Source organism: Stenotrophomonas sp. YJH_SMC_48-3 (assembly GCF_059369375.1).
In genome coordinates, this window is record NZ_JCAFSQ010000001.1 from 410356 (window position 1) to 426902 (window position 16547).

The window sequence follows — 16547 nt, forward strand, 5'->3', positions numbered from 1 at the left end:
GTAAACAGTGCGTTGCCCATGTCCATCCGCAGGGACGTTGATCATGCAGAGCAAGCTCGAGGTCACGCTGTTCGGTCCGCTTGGCGAGTGCCCGGCATTGCAGTTGCCGGGGCAGGAGAACCCGTCGGTGGCCATCCCGGAATCGGCCCTGCGTCGATTGGTCTCCGACCTCTACACCGCACGCTCCCTGCTCAACCCCGAGCAGCTGGACGAGGCCCGGCAGGAGCTGGATCGGGTGCTGGAGCGCTGGGCCGATATCCACGAAGGCCTGCTGCTGGACGTGGAAGTGCATGGCAGATGAGCGACGTTGCACGGCGACCACCGCGTGGGCTGCGCGGGCGGGCGCATCGTTGAACCGCGCCCCAGTTGCGGATGAAACATTTTGCACTGCGCAAAAGCTGTGCTATCAATAGATCCCATGAACGCAGCCGCTACCCGTTTTTACTGGTATTACTTTCCGAAGCCACTGGCGGAGGAAGGACTGCGCTCACCCTGAAGAAAGCTTCAGACGCATTCCCGAAAGCCGCCAGCGAACCTGGCGGCTTTTTTCATGCCGCCGCGCTGGGGACCCCCAACGTTCCGGAGATCTCCTGCAATGCCCCCGCACACCGACGACCTGCGTATCCGCACCATCGAACCGCTGACACCGCCTGCCCAGCTGCTGGCGATGCTGCCGTGTGACGATGAAGCCTCCGGCACCGTCAGCGCCTCGCGCGCGGCCCTGCACCAGATCCTGCATGGCCGCGACGACCGCCTGGCAGTGGTGGTAGGCCCGTGCTCGATCCACGACCCGAAGGCCGCCATCGAGTACGCCCAGCGCCTGAAGCCGCTGCGCGACGCGCTGGCCGGTGAACTGGAAATCGTCATGCGCGTGTACTTCGAGAAGCCGCGCACCACGTTGGGCTGGAAGGGCCTGATCAACGATCCGGACCTGGACGGCAGCTTCAGGATCGACAAGGGCCTGCGCATCGCGCGCGGCCTGCTGCGCGACATCAACAAGCTGGGCCTGGCGGCCGGTGTCGAGTTCCTCGATGTGATCTCGCCGCAGTACATCGCCGACCTGGTGGCATGGGGCGCGATCGGCGCACGCACCACCGAAAGCCAGGTACATCGTGAGCTGGCGTCGGGGTTGTCGTGCCCGGTCGGCTTCAAGAATGGCACCGATGGCAACGTGAAGATCGCCGCTGACGCGGTGGGTGCTGCGTCCAATCCGCATCACTTCCTGTCGGTCACCAAGCAGGGCGGCACCGCCATCGTGTCGACCACCGGCAACCCCGACTGCCATGTGATCCTGCGCGGCGGCAAGCAGCCGAACTACGACGCAGGCAGTGTTGCCGAGGCCTGCCAGGTGCTGGCCAAGGCCAAGCTGCCAGCGCGCCTGATGATCGACGCCAGCCATGCCAACAGCCTGAAGAACCCGGAAAACCAGCCAAAGGTGATCGACGACATCGCTGTTCAGCTGGAAGACGGCGAACAGCGCATCGTGGGCGTGATGATCGAGAGCCATCTGGTCGGTGGCCGCCAGGAACTGGTGGAAGGCCAACCGCTGGTCTATGGGCAGAGCATCACCGATGGCTGCATCGACTGGGACACCACCGTGACGGTGCTGGAGCGGCTGGCCGCGGCCGTGCGCGCCCGCCGTGAAGTGAAGGTGTCCGAAGCCGCCTGATGGAAGCCGCCTGAGTGCGGCACGTGTGTGGATGGCGGCCAGCGCCTGCGGGGGTGCGGCCGCGATCAGGGCCGGTCGGAGTTGGAGACCGGCCCATCTGCACCGGCGATGCGCCTGGCGCTGCGCATGAGCGACAGCGCCAGGTACATCGCCGGGGTGGTGAGAACGATGGATGGGGCCTTCATGTAGCGTCGAGCCCGCGAAGCGCGGGGCTTTGTAGAAGATCCGCTCCACGTACGCTCCAGGTCACGTCACAATGCCACTTCCTGTTTGGTGGCCGCAGCCATGAAAGAACTGATCATTCCAGAAGCCGCACAGCGCGATGAGGATTCCATCGAGATGATCCGCGTGTGGATTGCCGAACGGGGATTGCATGCTTCGCTGAACGTTGGCCTGTATGGCGATCGTCCTGGCATTCGAGAGGAGCATGCGTGGGGACGCATCCTGGCAGACGTCGCCCAGCATGTCGCAGATGCTCTGGTCGTGAGTGGCGGGATGGACCGCGGCGCGGCGATCAACGCGATCAAGGATGCATTCGATGAAGAGCTGCGGGCGCCGTCCAGTGGGCGCTCGGGGGGATTCGTGGTCCGCCACTGAGGGACCAGATGGGCGCCGCGGCGCTGGAGACAGCGTCCCAACGCAACACGGCAACAAGCGCTGGGCGACGTGGAGAACGCGAACTTCAATGCACTTCGTCGTGGTACACGAACTTCGGCATTTCCCAGCGGTAGTGGATCGCCAGCAGGCGCAGCGCGAAGCCGCCGCCGAGGCAGCACAGGATTGCGGTGGCATCGGCCACGCCCCAGTGCAGCAGCAACAGGTAGGCCGCGCCGGTCAGCAGCGCGATGATCGCGTACAGCTCCTTCTGGAAGATGAGTGGTACCTCGTTGCAGAGGATGTCGCGCAGCACGCCGCCGAACGCGCCGGTCAGCATGCCGGCGATCAGCACGATGGGCATGGCATGGCCGGCCTCGCGCGCGATAGAGCAGCCGATCAGGGTGAAGGCGATCAGGCCCAGGCCGTCGAGCACCAGGAAGGTGCGGCGGAAGTGGTGCATCCAGCGTGCGACCCAGGTGGCGATCAGTGCCGCGCACACGGTGAAGCCGAGGTACTCGGGATGTTTGACCCAGCCCAGCGGATAGTGGCCAAGAAGGATGTCGCGCAGTGAACCACCACCGAGGGCAGTGACGCAGGCGATCATGACCACGCCGAACAGGTCCATGCGGCGGCGGCCGGCGGACAGTGCGCCGGTCATGGCTTCGGCGGAAATGGCGATCAGGTAGATGACGGACAGCAGCATGGGACAGGCTCCGGGCGCGGTGGGGCCGGCCATGCGCGACTACCGCCACTGCCTGCGCAATGACGGGATGACGATGACCGGTGCCGCTCCCGCTGTCCTTTTGCCTGAGAGTTCAGCGGCATGGGCCGCGTGCCCCTTCGGCGGATCGTCCCAGGCGTGCCCGGTGACCTCTCTCCAGCTCGGCGAGTCGAATGCATGGTTGGTGGGATTCCAGCCCACCGGCCTGAGCGATCATGGGAGCCTGCGCCTTCGGCGGGCGCCAGCGCGGCGCCTCTCTCCTGCATTCGGGCGCCAGTATATCCGCTGCAGTGCAGCACGGCATAATCCGGGCATGACTCCGTCCCTCCGCCCCTGGTTCCTGTACCTGCTCGAATGCCGCGACGGCAGCTATTACGCTGGCATCAGCACCGACGTGGACGCGCGTTTCGCCGCCCACCAGGCCGGCAAGGGCGCGCGCTACACCCGGGCGCGGCCACCGCTGCGCGTGCTGGCCGTGCGCGAGTACCCGGACCGGGCCGCCGCGTCACGGGCCGAATGGCAGCTCAAGCAGCAGCCGCGCGAACGCAAGCTGGCCTGGCTGCAGGCCCCGGATCCTGCGCTTCTGTAGAGCCGAGCCCACGCTCGGCTCCGGGTTCTGTAGATTCACGCCATGCGTGGATGGGCTGCCGGGCCATGCGATGATCGCTCCGCGCCAAGCGCTGGAGACCCGGATGTCCACCTTTGCTTTTCAGCACGACTGTCGGTCATTGTCGTCGCTGTGGTACCCGAAACCGAAGGCGCCGTGAACGATGCGCGCCGCCGGCAAAGCATGGATCTCCATCGTCGTGCTGGTCGCCGGCATCGCGCTGTTGCCTGGCCTGCTGTACCTGCTCGGGCTGGCATTGGCAGGCGGTCGGCCGAAGCCGGCCGGCCGTGTGCCCAGTGGTGTGGCTGCGTGCAGCAGTGAGCCACGGGCGGGATACCACGCGATGAACCCCTGGCGCTTCACCGCCCAGTTCTTCGACAAGGACGTGATGAAGAAGGTGCCTGAAGTTGAGCGTGAGGCCTTCTGGATTGCCCGGCGCCACCCGTGGCGGCAACCGCAGCGCGGCATGCCGCGCTGGCATCTCAGTAGTACCGCATTGACGATCTGGATCACCCGGCATTGGAGTACCGCGCAGATTGCCGACACCGCGAGGAAGGAGGACCTCTGTCGGACCGGGTCGAAACGGTGGGTGTCCGGTGGCCCGATGAACCGGTAGATCCGACGCCATGCGTGGAGGGTGTTGACGGGGTCAGAATCCTTTCCTGCGGAAAGGGATCCGACCCCGCTGCGTGCAGCCCTACCGCTTCGGCTGCCGGTCGTCGCGGTCATCACCGAAGATGATTCGCGCACTGCGCTGGTAGCTCCAATACGCGACCGCCCAGTTCAGCAGCACCACGATGCGGTTGCGGAAGCCGATCAGGAAGAACACGTGCGCGGCCAGCCAGAACCACCACGCCAGCACGCCCGACAGCTGCAGTCGGCCCAGGTGCACGATCGCGGCCATGCGGCCGATGGTGGCGAGGTTGCCGTAGTCCGCGTACTTGAACGGACCGGGTTCGGGCTTGCCGTGCAGGCGCGCGCGGATGACCTCGGCCACGTACTTGCCCATCTGCTTGGCCGCGGGCGCCACACCGGGTACCGGCTTGCCGTCGGCCTGGCTCAGTGCGGCCAGGTCGCCGGCCACGAACAGCTCTGGGTGATCGGGCAGGGTCAGGTCCGGTTGCACCGGCACGCGGCCCGCGCGGTCCAGCGGCACGTCCAGCGTGCGCGCCAGCGGTGAAGCGGCCACGCCGGCGGCCCAGACCACGGTGCGTGCCGGCACGAACTGGTCACCGAGCGTGAAGCCCTGGCTGCCGATGTCGCTCACCGGGGTACCGGTCAGCACTTCCACGCCCAGCTTCTCCAGCTGCCGACGCGCCTTCAGCGAAAGCACTTCCGGGAACGAGGACAGCACGCGCGGCCCGGCCTCGATCAGCCGCACTTTCGCACTTGCCGGATCAATGTGGCGGAACTCGTTGCGCAGCGTGTGGCGCGCGATCTCGGCCAGCGTGCCGGCCAGTTCGACGCCAGTGGGACCACCACCGACGACGGCGAAACTCAGCCACGCCGCCTTCTTTGCCGGGTCCGGTTCGGCCTCGGCACGCTCGAACGCCAGCAGCAGCTTGCGGCGCAGCGCGATGGCATCGTCCAGCGTCTTCAGGCCGGGCGCATCATCGGCCCACTGGTCATTGCCGAAGTAGGCGTGGGTGGCGCCGGTGGCCAGCAGCAGGCTGTCGTAGTCCAGCGCGCTGCCATCGGCCATGCGGATCTGCCGGGCCTGCTTGTCGATGGCCACCACTTCGCCGAGGCGGACTTCCACATTGCGCTGGTTGCCGAGGATGTGGCGCAGCGGTGCGGCGATATCTGGCGCGGACAGGCCGGCGGTGGCCACCTGGTACAGCAGCGGCTGGAAGAGGTGATGGTTGCGGCGGTCGACCAGGGTGATGCGTATGCGCTCGCGGGCCAGGGCACGGGTGGCCCAGAGACCGGCAAAACCGCCGCCGACAACAACCAGGTGGGGAACGCGCTCGCGACTCATCGACTCACTCCAGTGGGGGCATTGGGGGAAGCGCCTGGCATCTTCGCATGATGGCCACCTGTCACGTCAGCGCCTGCCCGGATCGGCGATACTCGGGTTCAGGCAACCGCCCGTGAGGAGCCCATGAGCGAACCGGAAAAGCGCATCGCCCTGTTGATCGACGCCGACAATGCGCCGGCCTCGAAGATCGACGAGGTCCTGGCCGAAGTCGCCCGCTACGGCGTGGCCAACGTGCGCCGTGCCTACGGCAACTGGAAGAGCCCGCGGTTGAAGGGCTGGGAAGCGGTGCTGCACGAATATGCGATCCGCCCGATCCAGCAGTTTGCCTACAGCAAGGGCAAGAATGCCTCGGACATGGCGATGGTGATCGACGCCATGGATCTGCTGTACGCACGCAATCTGGATGGCTTCGCCATCGTGTCCAGCGATGCCGATTTCACCCCGATGGTGATGCGCCTGCTCACCGATGGCGTGAAGGTGTACGGCTTCGGCGAGAAGAAGACGCCCGAGCCATTCGTCAACGCGTGCTCGAAGTTCACCTACCTGGAAGCGCTGGGCCAGACCCACGCCAGCGTGCCGGATACCGAACAGGCCTCCAGCGAACAGGCCTCGAACGAGCCGGTGGCCAACGACGATGCGCGGCCGCGCAAGAGCGGTGCGGAAATGCGCAGCGACACCCGGCTGGTGAAGATGCTGCGCCGCGCGGTGTCCTCGGCCGAGGGCGAGGATGGCTGGTCGCATCTGGGGCCGGTTGGCAGCCAGATCGGCAACCAGGCCTCGTTCGATCCGCGCAACTATGGTTACGGGAAGTTGAGTGACCTGTTGGCGGCGATCGGCCTGTTCGAACTGAAGAAGGACGGCAAGTCGTCCTACGTGCGCGCGCTGCCGAAGAAAAACCGGTAGTGCTGGCCGCTGGCCGGCACATCACCCAAACCAATCAGATCACCCGTGCTTCCGAATTCGCATAGCCGTCGGCGAACCCGGTGGCGAAATCCTCAATGCCGTTGAAGGCCAGCAGCAACAGGCCCGCACACAGCAGCAGATTGCGATTGGAGCGGCGGTAGCCCAACACCAGCATCCCCAGCCCTGCTGCCAGCAGAACGTAGTTCAAAGCATCCCATGCAGTCACGTCGTCTCTCCCTGTGGATGGGCGTATCGTAGCGTTTCCGCGCCACCGTGGCGCACTGCTGCAGGCAAGGAAATCCGCAATGTTGAAGATCTGGGGCCGCCGCAATTCCAGTAACGTCCGCAAGGTGCTGTGGTGCGCCGAGGAGATCGGCCTGCCGTATGAATCCATCGAAGTCGGTGGCAGCCACGGCGGCACGCAGACGCCGGAGTACCAGGCGATGAATCCCAATAGCCTGGTGCCGGTGATCGAAGACCATGGCCTGCCGCTGTGGGAATCGAACGCCATCGTGCGCTATCTGAGCGCACGCTACGCATTGGGCACGCTGTACGCCGAAGACCCGATGGAGCGTGCCCAGGCCGAGAAGTGGATGGACTGGAGCACCTCGCGGATGGCGCCGCTGTACAGCGACCTGATCTGGGGCATCATGCGCACCGCCCCGGCCGACCGGGACGAATCGCGGATCAATGCCGCGATCGTGCGCGCCGGCGATTACCTGGCGATGGCCGATGCCACGCTGGCCAAACAGCCGTGGCTGTCGGGCGACAAGTTCGCGATGGGTGATATTCCGCTGGGCTCGCTGATCTACGCCTGGTACGAGCTGCCGATCCAGCGGCCGGAACTGCCGCACCTGGCCGAGTGGTACGCCCGCCTGCGCGAGCGGCCGGCCTACCAGCGCGGCGTGATGTCGCCGCTGACGTAAGCACTGCCCGGTGCTGAAACGCAGCCGAGCATGGCTCGGCTCTACGGTAGTGCCGAGCCATGCTCGGCAGTGCTCTACGGGATCAATACAGGTCCGTTGGATCCACATCCAGCGACCAGCGCACCTTGCGTGCTTCCGGCAGCGCGTACAGCTGTGGCACCAGCTGCGAAAGCACGCCATGCAGTGGCGGCCGCTGCATGGCAGACAGCAGCAGCTGCGTACGCTGGTAGCCAGCGCGGCGTGGCATCGGTGCTGGCATCGGCCCGTAGGCCTCGACCACGTCCTGCTCGCCCAGCAACTGTCGTGCGGCCAGCAGGAACGCATTGGCATGCTCCACCTGCTGCGCTTCGGCGCGCATCAGCGCCAGGTGCGCGAATGGCGGGAATCCTGCGGCTTGCCGCTGATTCAACTCCGCCTGTGCGAACGGGTGGTAGCCACCGCTGACCAGCGTTTCCAGCAGTGGATGCCCGGGGTGATGGGTCTGCAGCCAGACCTCGCCGGGATCACGTGCACGACCCGCACGGCCCGCCACCTGGATCAGCTGCTGCGCCAGCTTCTCGCTGGCGCGGAAGTCAGCGGAGAACAGGCCTTCGTCGATGCCCACCACCACCACCAGGGTCAGCTTCGGCAGGTCGTGGCCCTTGGCCAGTATCTGCGTGCCGACCAGGATGCCGGGCTGGTCGCCCAGTCTCGCCAGCTGCTGTTCCAGTGCATCGCGACGTGACGTGGTGCCGCGGTCGATGCGCACCACAGGGACGTCGGCGAAGGCCGCGGTGAGATGCTCTTCCAGGCGTTCGGTGCCGATGCCCTGCGGTTGCAGCGCCAGGCTGCCGCAGGCCGGGCATGCCAGCGGTGCCGGTTGTCGCGCGCCGCAATGATGGCACTGCAGGCGGCGGCCGCCGCCATGCACGGTCATCGGTGCATCGCAGCGGTTGCACGGTGCGGTCCAGCCGCAGTCGTGGCACAGCAGTACCGGCGCGTAGCCACGCCGGTTCTTGAACACCAGCACCTGTTGGCCGCGCTGCAGGTGCTCGTCGATGCCGGCCAGCACATCAGCCGAGAGGCCATCGTGCAGCGGCCGCTTGCGCACATCGAGGATGCGCACACGCGGTGGCCGCGCATCACCGGCACGCTGCTTCAGGCGCAGGTGGGTGTAGCGCCCGGCGTAGGCGTTATGCAGCGTTTCCAGCGAAGGGGTGGCACTGCCGAGCAGCACCGGAATGCCGAGCGCCTTGGCCCGGACCAGAGCGAAATCGCGCGCGTGATAGCGGATGCCGTCCTGCTGCTTGTAGCTGCCGTCGTGTTCCTCGTCGATGATCAGCAGCCCGGCCTGCGGCAATGGCGTGAACACCGCCGAGCGGGTGCCGACGATGACCCGTGCCTCGCCGCGCGAAGCCGCAGCCCAGACGCGCGCGCGCTCGTTGTCGTTCAACCCCGAATGCAATGCGTGCACGGCGATGCCAAGGCGGCCGCGGAAGCGTGCCAGGGTCTGCGGGGTCAGACCGATTTCCGGCACCAGCACCAGCGCCTGCCTGCCCTGCGCCAGGCAGTGGATGATGGCCTGCAGGTACACCTCGGTCTTGCCGCTGCCGGTCACGCCATCCAGCAGGAAGGGCTGGAAGCCTTCGGCGGCATTGATGGCGGCCACCGCTTCGGCCTGGTCCGGGTTGAGGGTGGGGCCGGGCAGCGGCTGCGCATGCTGCGGTGCCACCGTCATCGCCACGCGCTCGGCCAGCGCACGCTTGGCCAGGCTGCGCGCGGCGGTGCGCCAGTCCTCCATGCGTTCGCCCAGTACATCCTCATCCACCACGGCCCCGGCCAGCAGTTCGGCCAACTGCCGCGGGCGGCTGCCGGCGCGCAGCTTCCCGCGCTGGGCATGGCCTTCGGGGGTCAACTGCCAGCCCCAGTGGTGGGTGTCGGGCAGGGCTTCGCCATGACGCAGCGGTCCTGGCAGGGCGGTGCTCAGTACCTCGCCCAGCGGTGCGTGGGTGTAACGCGCCAGCCATTGCAGGCTCTGCCACAGCTCCCCCTGCAGCAGCGGCTGCGGGTCGCACCAGGCCAACGCCTGGCGCAGTCCCCGGCCGTCGTCGGTCTGGCCGTGCCCCACCACCACCCCGACCAGCTCGCGGTTGCCGAACGGCACCTTCAGGCGGCAGCCGACCGCAACCGTGGGGCCATCGCCCTCCGGCGACAGGTAGTCGAACAGACGGGGCAGGGGGACGGGCAGGGCGACCTGCAGGGTCGGAAACGGTGAAAGCATCGGGCCAGTGTACCGGGCCATGCGCGCGCGAATGGCGGGGTGGGAGACGGCGGAGCGGCGCCCGTTGAATCATAAATGTCACCTAAATATCGGTGTCCATTGGAGATTCAGGCTTATCCACATGTTCTGTGGATAACGTTGTGCGTTACCGGTCGACGGGAACGCAGGAGGCCGATGGCGACGAGCTCACGCTTGGGTTGGTCAAAAAATAGCCACACTTAAAAACTATTCAAAATCAACAGCTTAAGTGTGAAACATTGCTGAAACAGAGTGAATTCAGCTGCTTGCCGCAGTTTCCCGCGCCGGGAGCGTGGTGCTGTGCACAACCTGCAGCACGAAGTATCCGTGGGCGCAAGTCCTACGGGCGTCGATTGCCTGCCGCTATCATTCCCCCAGACCTTTGGAGTGACCGATGACGGCTGTGCCCGCCCCTGTTTCCTCGACCGCGGCCGGCGCGCTGTCGGCGTTCCTGCGTGGCGTCGAGCGCCGCGCCCTGGTGGTGGCTGAGCTGCAGTGCGGCGATGCCGCGCGCGCCGAACAGACCCTGGTGGCAGTGATGCGCGCGTTCGCGGCCGTTGCCAGCGACCTGCCGATGGCGCAGTGGCCGACCCGCTTCTGGACCCTGCTGGGCCAGCGCCAGGCCCTGCGCGAGCCGATGGGTGGCCAATGGGCGCCACCGTTGGCCGCGCTGGCTGCGATGTCGCCGCTGCCGCGCCTGGCGCTGCTGCTGCGGGTAGGCGGCAGCCTGGACGAGAGCATCGCCACGCGCGTGCTCGACCAGGACGAGGCCGGCTACCAGCACCTGCTGGCCGATGCCTGCCCGCGCGATGCCCAGGGCCAGCCCGATGCCGCGGCCTGGCGACAGTTGGCCGAACAGGTACAGGCGCGCATCCGTGAACTGCCGGCCACGCGCCTGCAGCAGCTTCAGCAGCCGGCGGCACCCGCCGCCCACAATGAAGCGCCGACCTCCAGCTGGCGAGCACCGCAGCGGGACGAGCGCGCGGCAGCCCATGGCAAGCGCCGTCGTACGGACGCCAAGCCGCGCTGGCGTGGTCCGCTGATCCTGCTGGTAACCGTGGCGGTGCTGCTGGCCGCTGCGCTGGGTTGGCGCTACCTGCAGGGACGTTCCTTCGGCAACGATGCGCCGCTGCCGGAAGGCGTCGTGGGCGAGGCCGGTCCGGTGACGGTGGAAGCCCTGCCACCGAGCAAGGTCGACGCCACGCCGGATGCAACGCATGCCCAAGCCAATGACGACGCAGCGATGCTGGCCGATCGCGACTACCCGCTGGTTGCCGATGCTGACCTGTACGCATGGACCGCCGCGGGCGGTCCGCTGCCGGTGGACGAATCGCAAGCCAAGCCGAGCCGACCGGAGCCGGCCAGTGCCACGCTGGAAACCGCCGCCGCCGATGAATAAGTCCGTGTTCGCCAGCCTGTTGCTGGCCTTGCCGCTGTCCCTGTCTGCGGCGCCGCAATCGTTGAACGTGCCATTGCCGCCGCCATCGCCGGCCACCCCGGCCGTGCCGCCGGCTTCGACCGCGGCACCGGCTGGCTTTGCCCAGCTCGATCCGCAGCAGCAGCGCCAGCGCCGCGCCGACTACGCCGCCTGGCGCGCATTGCCGGAAGCCGAGCGCGAGCGCATCCGCCAGGCCGCCGCGCGCTTCAATGCGCTGCCGGCCGATCAACAGCAGCGCATGCGGCAGCAGTTCCAGGCACAGGACCAGGCGTTCCGCGACGGATGGCGGCTGGGCCCGCAGCTGGGCCTGGAGTTCCCCAAGCTGCACGGACTGTTCGGATTCGTGCCGCCGGAGCAACGCGAGTCGGCGCTGGCCGTGCTGCGCCAACTCAGCCCGGCGCAGCTGGCCCAGCTGACCCTGGTCGCGCAGCGCACGCCGCCGCAGGAACGCGATGCGGTACGCAGCGCCTTCCTCGCGGTACCCGCCGCCGAACGCGACAGCTGGCTCAAGCGCCAGGCCGGGCAGTAGAAAAAGGGGACGGAGGGGATTAAGTCGCATTCGGCACTGACTGGCCTGATACGACTTAATCCCCTCCGTCCCCTTTTTGCTTGGGGCAGCCGCAACCCGGCATTCACGCCATGTCATGGGAATGCACGCGCTGCCCGCGTAAGATGGGCGCCCGCAACCCGGTGCCTGTGCCCTTCGCGCGCAACCGCAGTTCGCGTCAAGCACCTTATGTCTACTGCAACCTCCACGCCGCGCTTCAGCAAGGAAGTCGGCGCCACCGGTCTGCTCGCCCTGCCGCTCGTGCTGGGCCATGTGTCCACCGGTCTGATCTCCTTCGTCGACAACGTGATTGCCGGCCACCACGCCACGGCCACCCTTGCCGCAGTCACCATCGGTACCGCCCTGCTGTGGCTGCCGATGCTGATTCCGATCGGCACCCTGATCTCGCTCACCGCCTCGGTGTCGCAGCTGCACGGCGCTGGCCGCGAGCGCGAGATCGGCCCGCTGTTCCGCCAGGCGCTGTGGCTGGCGTTGGGCTTGGGCCTGATCATGTTCACCTTCCTTACGGTGGTGCCGCCGCTGCTGCCGGCCTTCGGCATCGCACCGGACATCGTGCCGGGGGCGACTGCGTTCCTGCATGCGGTGCGCTGGGGCGGCCCGGCGCTGACCCTGTACTTCTGCATGCGCTACCTCAGCGAAGGCATGCACTGGACACTGCCCACCATGCTGCTTGGCTTCGGTGGCCTGCTGGTGCTGGCGCCGCTGGGCTATGTGCTGGCCAATGGCAAGCTCGGTTTCCCGGAACTGGGTGCGGAAGGCCTGGGCATCGCTTCGGCGGTGATGATGTGGCTGCAGGCCACGGCGTTTGCCCTCTATCTGTGGCGCACCAAGCGCTTTGCCCACCTGCAGCTGTTCTCGCATTTCGAAGGGCCGCGCTGGAAGGCGATCTGGGAGCTGCTGCGCACCGGCCTGCCGATCGGCATCACCGTGCTGATGGAAGGTGGCTTGTTCATCGTCACCGCGTTGCTGATCGGTCGCCTGGGTGCCAATGAAGCGGCGGCGCACCAGATCGCGATCAACGTCGCGCAGCTGTGCTTCATGATTCCGATGGGCGTGGCCGAGGCCACCACCGTGCGCGTCGGCCATGCGGTCGGCCGTGGCGATGGCTTCGGCGTGCGACGCGCGGCCTGGGCCGGTTACGCGATCATCATGGGCACGCAGACGCTGTCGGCGGCGGTGCTGCTGTTCGGCCACGACGCCATCGTCGGCGTGTACACCAACGACCTGGCGGTGGCCGGGCTGGCCTCGACCCTGCTGCTGTACGCGGCCACCTTCCAGTTCCCGGACGGCATCCAGGTACTGTCGGCCGGTGCGCTGCGCGGCCTGAAGGACACCCGCGTGCCGATGTTCATCGCCATGTTCGCGTACTGGGGCCTGGGCATGCCGCTCGGCGCCGGGCTCGGCCTGGGGCTGGGCATGGGCCCGCAGGGCATGTGGATCGGCCTGATCGTCGGCCTGACTGCCGCTGCCATCCTGATGGGCTGGCGCCTGCGCCGCAGCAGCCTGCGCATCGGCCAGTCGATGCTGTCCTGATCGTCCCGCCCGCCTGCCCACCCATGGCGGGCGATCCCCTGACTTGTGTCCGATGCCGCATCACGCGGCAACGGCTATGCTGGTACCACGGCAAGAAGCCATCCGGAGCGTTCCATGAATCACCCCGTGCCCCCGCTGCCCCCGGCGCGTCGCAATCCCGTCGCCAGTTTCTTCATCGGGCTGTGGGACGTCATGAACTTCACCCGCCGGTTGATCCTCAACCTGGTGTTCTTCGGCCTGCTGTTCCTGCTGCTGGTGATGTTCGTCATCGCCGCCGGCATGGGCGCCGGTGCCAGCAAGTCGCTGCAGGACCGCACCACCCTGGTGATCGCGCCGGAAGGCCGCCTGGTCGAGCAGTTCAGCGCCGATCCGGTCAGCCGCGCGCTGGCCAAGGCGGTGGGTGACAACGGTGCCGAAGAGATCCAGCTGCGCGACCTGCTGCGGGTGATCGAGTCGGCCAAGGAAGACAAGAAGATCGAGCGCGTGGTGCTGGAACTGGACAAGCTGCAGCCGTCCGGCTTCGCCTCGCTGCGTGAAGTGGCCGCCGCGCTGCAGGACCTGCGTGCGTCCGGCAAGCAGCTGGTGGCCTACAGCGAGAGCATGGGCCAGTCGCAGTACCTGCTGGCCGCGCAGGCCGACGAGGTCTACCTGGACCCGATGGGCTCGGTCGTGCTCGAGGGCCTCGGCCGCTACCGCCAGTATTTCCGCACCGGCCTGCAGGACAAGCTGGGCGTGGACGTGCACCTGTTCAAGGTGGGCGAGTACAAGTCCGCGGCCGAGCCGTACGTGCTCGACGCGGCGTCACCGGCCTCCAAGGAAGCCGACCTGTTCTGGATGAACGACGTCTGGCAGCGTTACCTGGGCGACATCGCCAAGGCCCGCCGCCTGGATCCGGCACAGCTGGCCGCCGGCATCGACACGCTGCCGGAAGGCATCGCTGCTGCTGGTGGTGATCTGGCCAAGTTCGCCCTGCAGCAGAAGCTGGTGACCGCGCTGAAGACCCGCGAAGAGTTCGAGGACCTGATGATCGAGCGCGGCGTGGCCGACGAAGATGCCGACGGTGGCTTCCGCAACGTCGACTTCGGCACCTACCTGGGCCAGCTTGATGCGCGCCGCAAACCGGTCGACAACCGTCCGCAGGTGGCAGTGGTGGTGGCGTCCGGCGAGATCAGCGGCGGTGACCTGCCGGCCGGCCGCATCGGTGGCGAATCGACGTCGGCGCTGCTGCGTGCCGCGCGCGACGACGACGATGTCAAGGCGGTCGTGCTGCGCGTGGATTCGCCGGGCGGAGAAGTGTTCGCTTCCGAGCAGATCCGCCGTGAAGTGGTCGCCCTGCAGGCCGCCGGCAAGCCGGTGGTCGTATCGATGGGCGACCTGGCCGCCTCCGGTGGCTACTGGATCAGCATGAACGCCGATCGCATCTACGCCGATCCGTCGACGATCACCGGTTCGATCGGCATCTTCGGCATGGTGCCGAACTTCAGCCGCGCGCTGGACAAGATCGGCGTGCACACCGATGGCGTCGGCACCACCCGCTTCGCCGGTGCGTTCGATGTCACCCGGCCGATGGATCCGGCCGTGGGCCAGGTCATCCAGTCGGTGATCAACAAGGGCTACGCCGACTTCACCGGTCGCGTCGCCGACGCCCGCAAGAAGCCTGTCGAGGCCGTCGACGAAGTGGCCCGTGGCCGCGTGTGGAGCGGTGCGCAGGCCAAGGAACGTGGCCTGGTCGATGCCTTCGGTGGGCTGAAGGATGCCGTGGCCGACGCCGCCAGCCGTGCCAAGCTGGGCAAGGCCGACGCTTATCGCGTGCGCTACATCGAGAAGGCGGCCACGCCGTTCGCGCAGTTCGTCAGCGGTTTCGCCGGCAGCCGCGCTGGTGCCTGGATGCTGTCCGATTCGGGCATGGCGCGGATGCTGCTGGCGCGCACGATGCCGGAAGTGGATACGCAGCTGCGCTTTGTCGAGAACGCGGCCCGCGAAAAGGGCAATGGCGCACCGGTGAAGGCGCTGGCGTACTGCTTCTGCGGGTTCTGACCGGAGCACATCCACGCATGGCGTGGATCTACTGTAAACGCCCGGCTTCGGCCGGGCGTTCTCGTTGGTGGGGTCGGATCCCTTTGCCCGCAAAGGGTTCTGACCCCACAGGTCACTGCGTCGCGTCGGCCTCGGCCTTGCGCTCGCCCGCAGCGGCGTCATCGACGGATTTCTGCGCGCCCTTGGCGCGGTCCAGCGGCCCCTGCATCGCGCGCGCCATCGCCTTGGGCACCGGTGGCTTCTCCGGGTTCGGCGTTGGCGGGCGCTGGCAGGCGGACAGCAGCACGGTGGCCAGCAGGGACGTGGACAGGACCAGGATGCGCATGGCGGCACTCCGTGATGGGCGTGCGGGCAGTGTCGCATCCTCGGCAGGGGGCGGCCGTGAGCGCGTATCCTTGTTGCATCGAAACACAGCGGGCGCGGCCCCGGAGGACTCATGACCCAGCAACGGTGGCGGCTGGACGGCCAGACTGCCCTGATCACCGGCGCCAGTGCCGGCATCGGCCTGGCCATCGCGCATGAACTGGCCGGGTTCGGTGCCGACCTGATGATCGTCGGCCGCGATATCGACATGCTGGAGACCGCGCGCGACGAGTTGCTGGATGTGTATCCGCAGATGCAGGTGCATGCGCTGGCCGCCGATGTTTCCGACGACGAGGACCGCCGCCAGATCCTGGACTGGGTGGAGGACCACAGCGATGGCCTGCATATCCTGGTAAACAACGCCGGCGGCAACGTCACCAAGGCGGCCACCGAGTACTCCGAAGACGAGTGGCGCAAGATCTTCGAGACCAACCTGTTCTCGGCGTTCGAGCTGTCGCGCTACGCACATCCGCTGCTGGCACGCCACGCGTCGTCGTCCATCGTCAACGTCGGCAGCGTGTCCGGCCTGACCCATGTGCGCAGTGGCGTGGTCTACGGCATGACCAAGGCGGCGATGCACCAGATGACCCGCAACCTGGCCGTCGAGTGGGCCGAAGATGGCATCCGCGTCAACGCAGTGGCACCGTGGTACATCCGTACCCGGCGCACGTCCGGCCCGTTGTCGGACCCGGACTACTACGAGGAAGTGATCGATCGCACGCCGATGCGTCGTATCGGCGAGCCGGAGGAAGTGGCTGCGGCCGTGGGCTTCCTGTGCCTGCCGGCAGCCAGCTACGTTACCGGCGAGTGCATCGCGGTGGACGGCGGCTTCCTGCGCTACGGGTTCTGATCTTCGGAAGGGTAGTGCCGGCCGCTGGCCGGCAACCACAGGATATTCAGTTGATTGCAGTTGCCGGCCAGCGGCCGGC

17 protein-coding genes and 2 riboswitches are annotated in these 16547 nt (G+C 67.3%); of the genes, 12 read left to right on the plus strand and 5 right to left on the minus strand.

The window, feature by feature from the left end:
* The first annotated feature begins 43 nt into the window (after window positions 1-43).
* The 3 genes from AC5P65_RS01885 (at window position 44) to AC5P65_RS01895 (ending at window position 2266) form a co-directional block, all read left to right on the plus strand.
* Window positions 44-301: a hypothetical protein gene (locus AC5P65_RS01885; RefSeq protein ID WP_111097643.1), complete on the plus strand. Its 258-nt coding sequence runs from the start codon at window positions 44-46 to the stop codon at window positions 299-301.
* 294 nt (window positions 302-595) lie between these two features.
* Window positions 596-1669: a 3-deoxy-7-phosphoheptulonate synthase gene (locus AC5P65_RS01890; RefSeq protein ID WP_495215395.1), complete on the plus strand. Its 1074-nt coding sequence runs from the start codon at window positions 596-598 to the stop codon at window positions 1667-1669.
* 285 nt (window positions 1670-1954) lie between these two features.
* Window positions 1955-2266: a DUF5076 domain-containing protein gene (locus tag AC5P65_RS01895; protein WP_010481144.1), complete on the plus strand. Its 312-nt coding sequence runs from the start codon at window positions 1955-1957 to the stop codon at window positions 2264-2266.
* Window positions 2267-2351: 85 nt separating this feature from the next.
* On the opposite strand, the gene AC5P65_RS01900 is transcribed toward AC5P65_RS01895, so the two are convergent.
* Window positions 2352-2969 carry a trimeric intracellular cation channel family protein gene (locus AC5P65_RS01900; protein ID WP_019338935.1) on the minus strand — a complete coding sequence of 206 codons (618 nt, stop codon included), beginning with the start codon at window positions 2967-2969 and terminating at the stop codon, window positions 2352-2354.
* 82 nt (window positions 2970-3051) lie between these two features.
* Window positions 3052-3157, minus strand: a riboswitch (glycine riboswitch).
* A 13-nt stretch (window positions 3158-3170) separates the two neighbouring features.
* A riboswitch (glycine riboswitch) is annotated at window positions 3171-3260 on the minus strand.
* Window positions 3261-3300: 40 nt separating this feature from the next.
* Between AC5P65_RS01900 and AC5P65_RS01905 the strand changes: the two genes are divergently transcribed.
* Both AC5P65_RS01905 and AC5P65_RS01910 read left to right on the plus strand, forming a co-directional pair.
* Complete coding sequence (locus tag AC5P65_RS01905; RefSeq protein WP_021203220.1) at window positions 3301-3576, plus strand: GIY-YIG nuclease family protein; 276 nt, start codon at window positions 3301-3303, stop codon at window positions 3574-3576.
* Window positions 3577-3757: 181 nt separating this feature from the next.
* Window positions 3758-4210 carry a hypothetical protein gene (locus AC5P65_RS01910; RefSeq protein ID WP_180832206.1) on the plus strand — a complete coding sequence of 151 codons (453 nt, stop codon included), beginning with the start codon at window positions 3758-3760 and terminating at the stop codon, window positions 4208-4210.
* Window positions 4211-4291: 81 nt separating this feature from the next.
* Here the strand turns inward: AC5P65_RS01910 and AC5P65_RS01915 are convergent, their stop codons facing one another.
* Window positions 4292-5572 carry an NAD(P)/FAD-dependent oxidoreductase gene (locus tag AC5P65_RS01915; protein ID WP_180832207.1) on the minus strand — a complete coding sequence of 427 codons (1281 nt, stop codon included), beginning with the start codon at window positions 5570-5572 and terminating at the stop codon, window positions 4292-4294.
* 123 nt (window positions 5573-5695) lie between these two features.
* On the opposite strand from AC5P65_RS01915, the gene AC5P65_RS01920 reads away from it, so the two are divergent.
* Window positions 5696-6475: an NYN domain-containing protein gene (locus AC5P65_RS01920; protein WP_010481148.1), complete on the plus strand. Its 780-nt coding sequence runs from the start codon at window positions 5696-5698 to the stop codon at window positions 6473-6475.
* A gap of 34 nt (window positions 6476-6509) precedes the next feature.
* On the opposite strand, the gene AC5P65_RS01925 is transcribed toward AC5P65_RS01920, so the two are convergent.
* Complete coding sequence (locus AC5P65_RS01925; protein ID WP_146256769.1) at window positions 6510-6701, minus strand: hypothetical protein; 192 nt, start codon at window positions 6699-6701, stop codon at window positions 6510-6512.
* Window positions 6702-6780: 79 nt separating this feature from the next.
* On the opposite strand from AC5P65_RS01925, the gene AC5P65_RS01930 reads away from it, so the two are divergent.
* Window positions 6781-7401 (plus strand): glutathione S-transferase family protein, encoded by a 621-nt coding sequence (locus tag AC5P65_RS01930; RefSeq protein WP_019660796.1) that lies wholly within the window; start codon window positions 6781-6783, stop codon window positions 7399-7401.
* Between the two features lie 82 nt (window positions 7402-7483).
* Here the strand turns inward: AC5P65_RS01930 and AC5P65_RS01935 are convergent, their stop codons facing one another.
* Entirely contained in the window at window positions 7484-9661 is a 2178-nt protein-coding gene (locus AC5P65_RS01935; protein WP_111097647.1) for a primosomal protein N', read from the minus strand.
* A gap of 412 nt (window positions 9662-10073) precedes the next feature.
* Here AC5P65_RS01935 and AC5P65_RS01940 point away from each other — a divergent pair, with 412 nt between their 5' ends.
* The 4 genes from AC5P65_RS01940 to sppA all read left to right on the plus strand — a co-directional run bounded on the left by AC5P65_RS01940 (window position 10074) and on the right by sppA (window position 15255).
* A complete protein-coding gene (locus AC5P65_RS01940; protein WP_111097648.1) occupies window positions 10074-11078 on the plus strand; it encodes a hypothetical protein in 1005 nt (334 codons plus the stop codon).
* Entirely contained in the window at window positions 11071-11646 is a 576-nt protein-coding gene (locus AC5P65_RS01945) for a DUF3106 domain-containing protein (protein ID WP_111097649.1), read from the plus strand. The genes AC5P65_RS01940 and AC5P65_RS01945 overlap by 8 nt, the downstream gene beginning before the upstream one ends.
* Before the next feature lie 207 nt (window positions 11647-11853).
* Window positions 11854-13218, plus strand: a complete 1365-nt coding sequence (locus AC5P65_RS01950) for an MATE family efflux transporter (protein WP_021203227.1) — start codon at window positions 11854-11856, stop codon at window positions 13216-13218.
* Window positions 13219-13332: 114 nt separating this feature from the next.
* The gene (gene sppA, locus AC5P65_RS01955; protein ID WP_021203228.1) at window positions 13333-15255 is read left to right on the plus strand and encodes a signal peptide peptidase SppA; all 1923 of its coding nucleotides are present in this window, start codon (window positions 13333-13335) and stop codon (window positions 15253-15255) included.
* A gap of 112 nt (window positions 15256-15367) precedes the next feature.
* Here the strand turns inward: sppA and AC5P65_RS01960 are convergent, their stop codons facing one another.
* On the minus strand, window positions 15368-15580 hold the full coding sequence (locus tag AC5P65_RS01960) for a hypothetical protein (protein WP_111097651.1): 213 nt from the start codon (window positions 15578-15580) through the stop codon (window positions 15368-15370).
* A gap of 111 nt (window positions 15581-15691) precedes the next feature.
* Here AC5P65_RS01960 and AC5P65_RS01965 point away from each other — a divergent pair, with 111 nt between their 5' ends.
* Entirely contained in the window at window positions 15692-16468 is a 777-nt protein-coding gene (locus AC5P65_RS01965; protein ID WP_021203230.1) for an SDR family oxidoreductase, read from the plus strand.
* The last annotated feature ends 79 nt before the right edge of the window (window positions 16469-16547 follow it).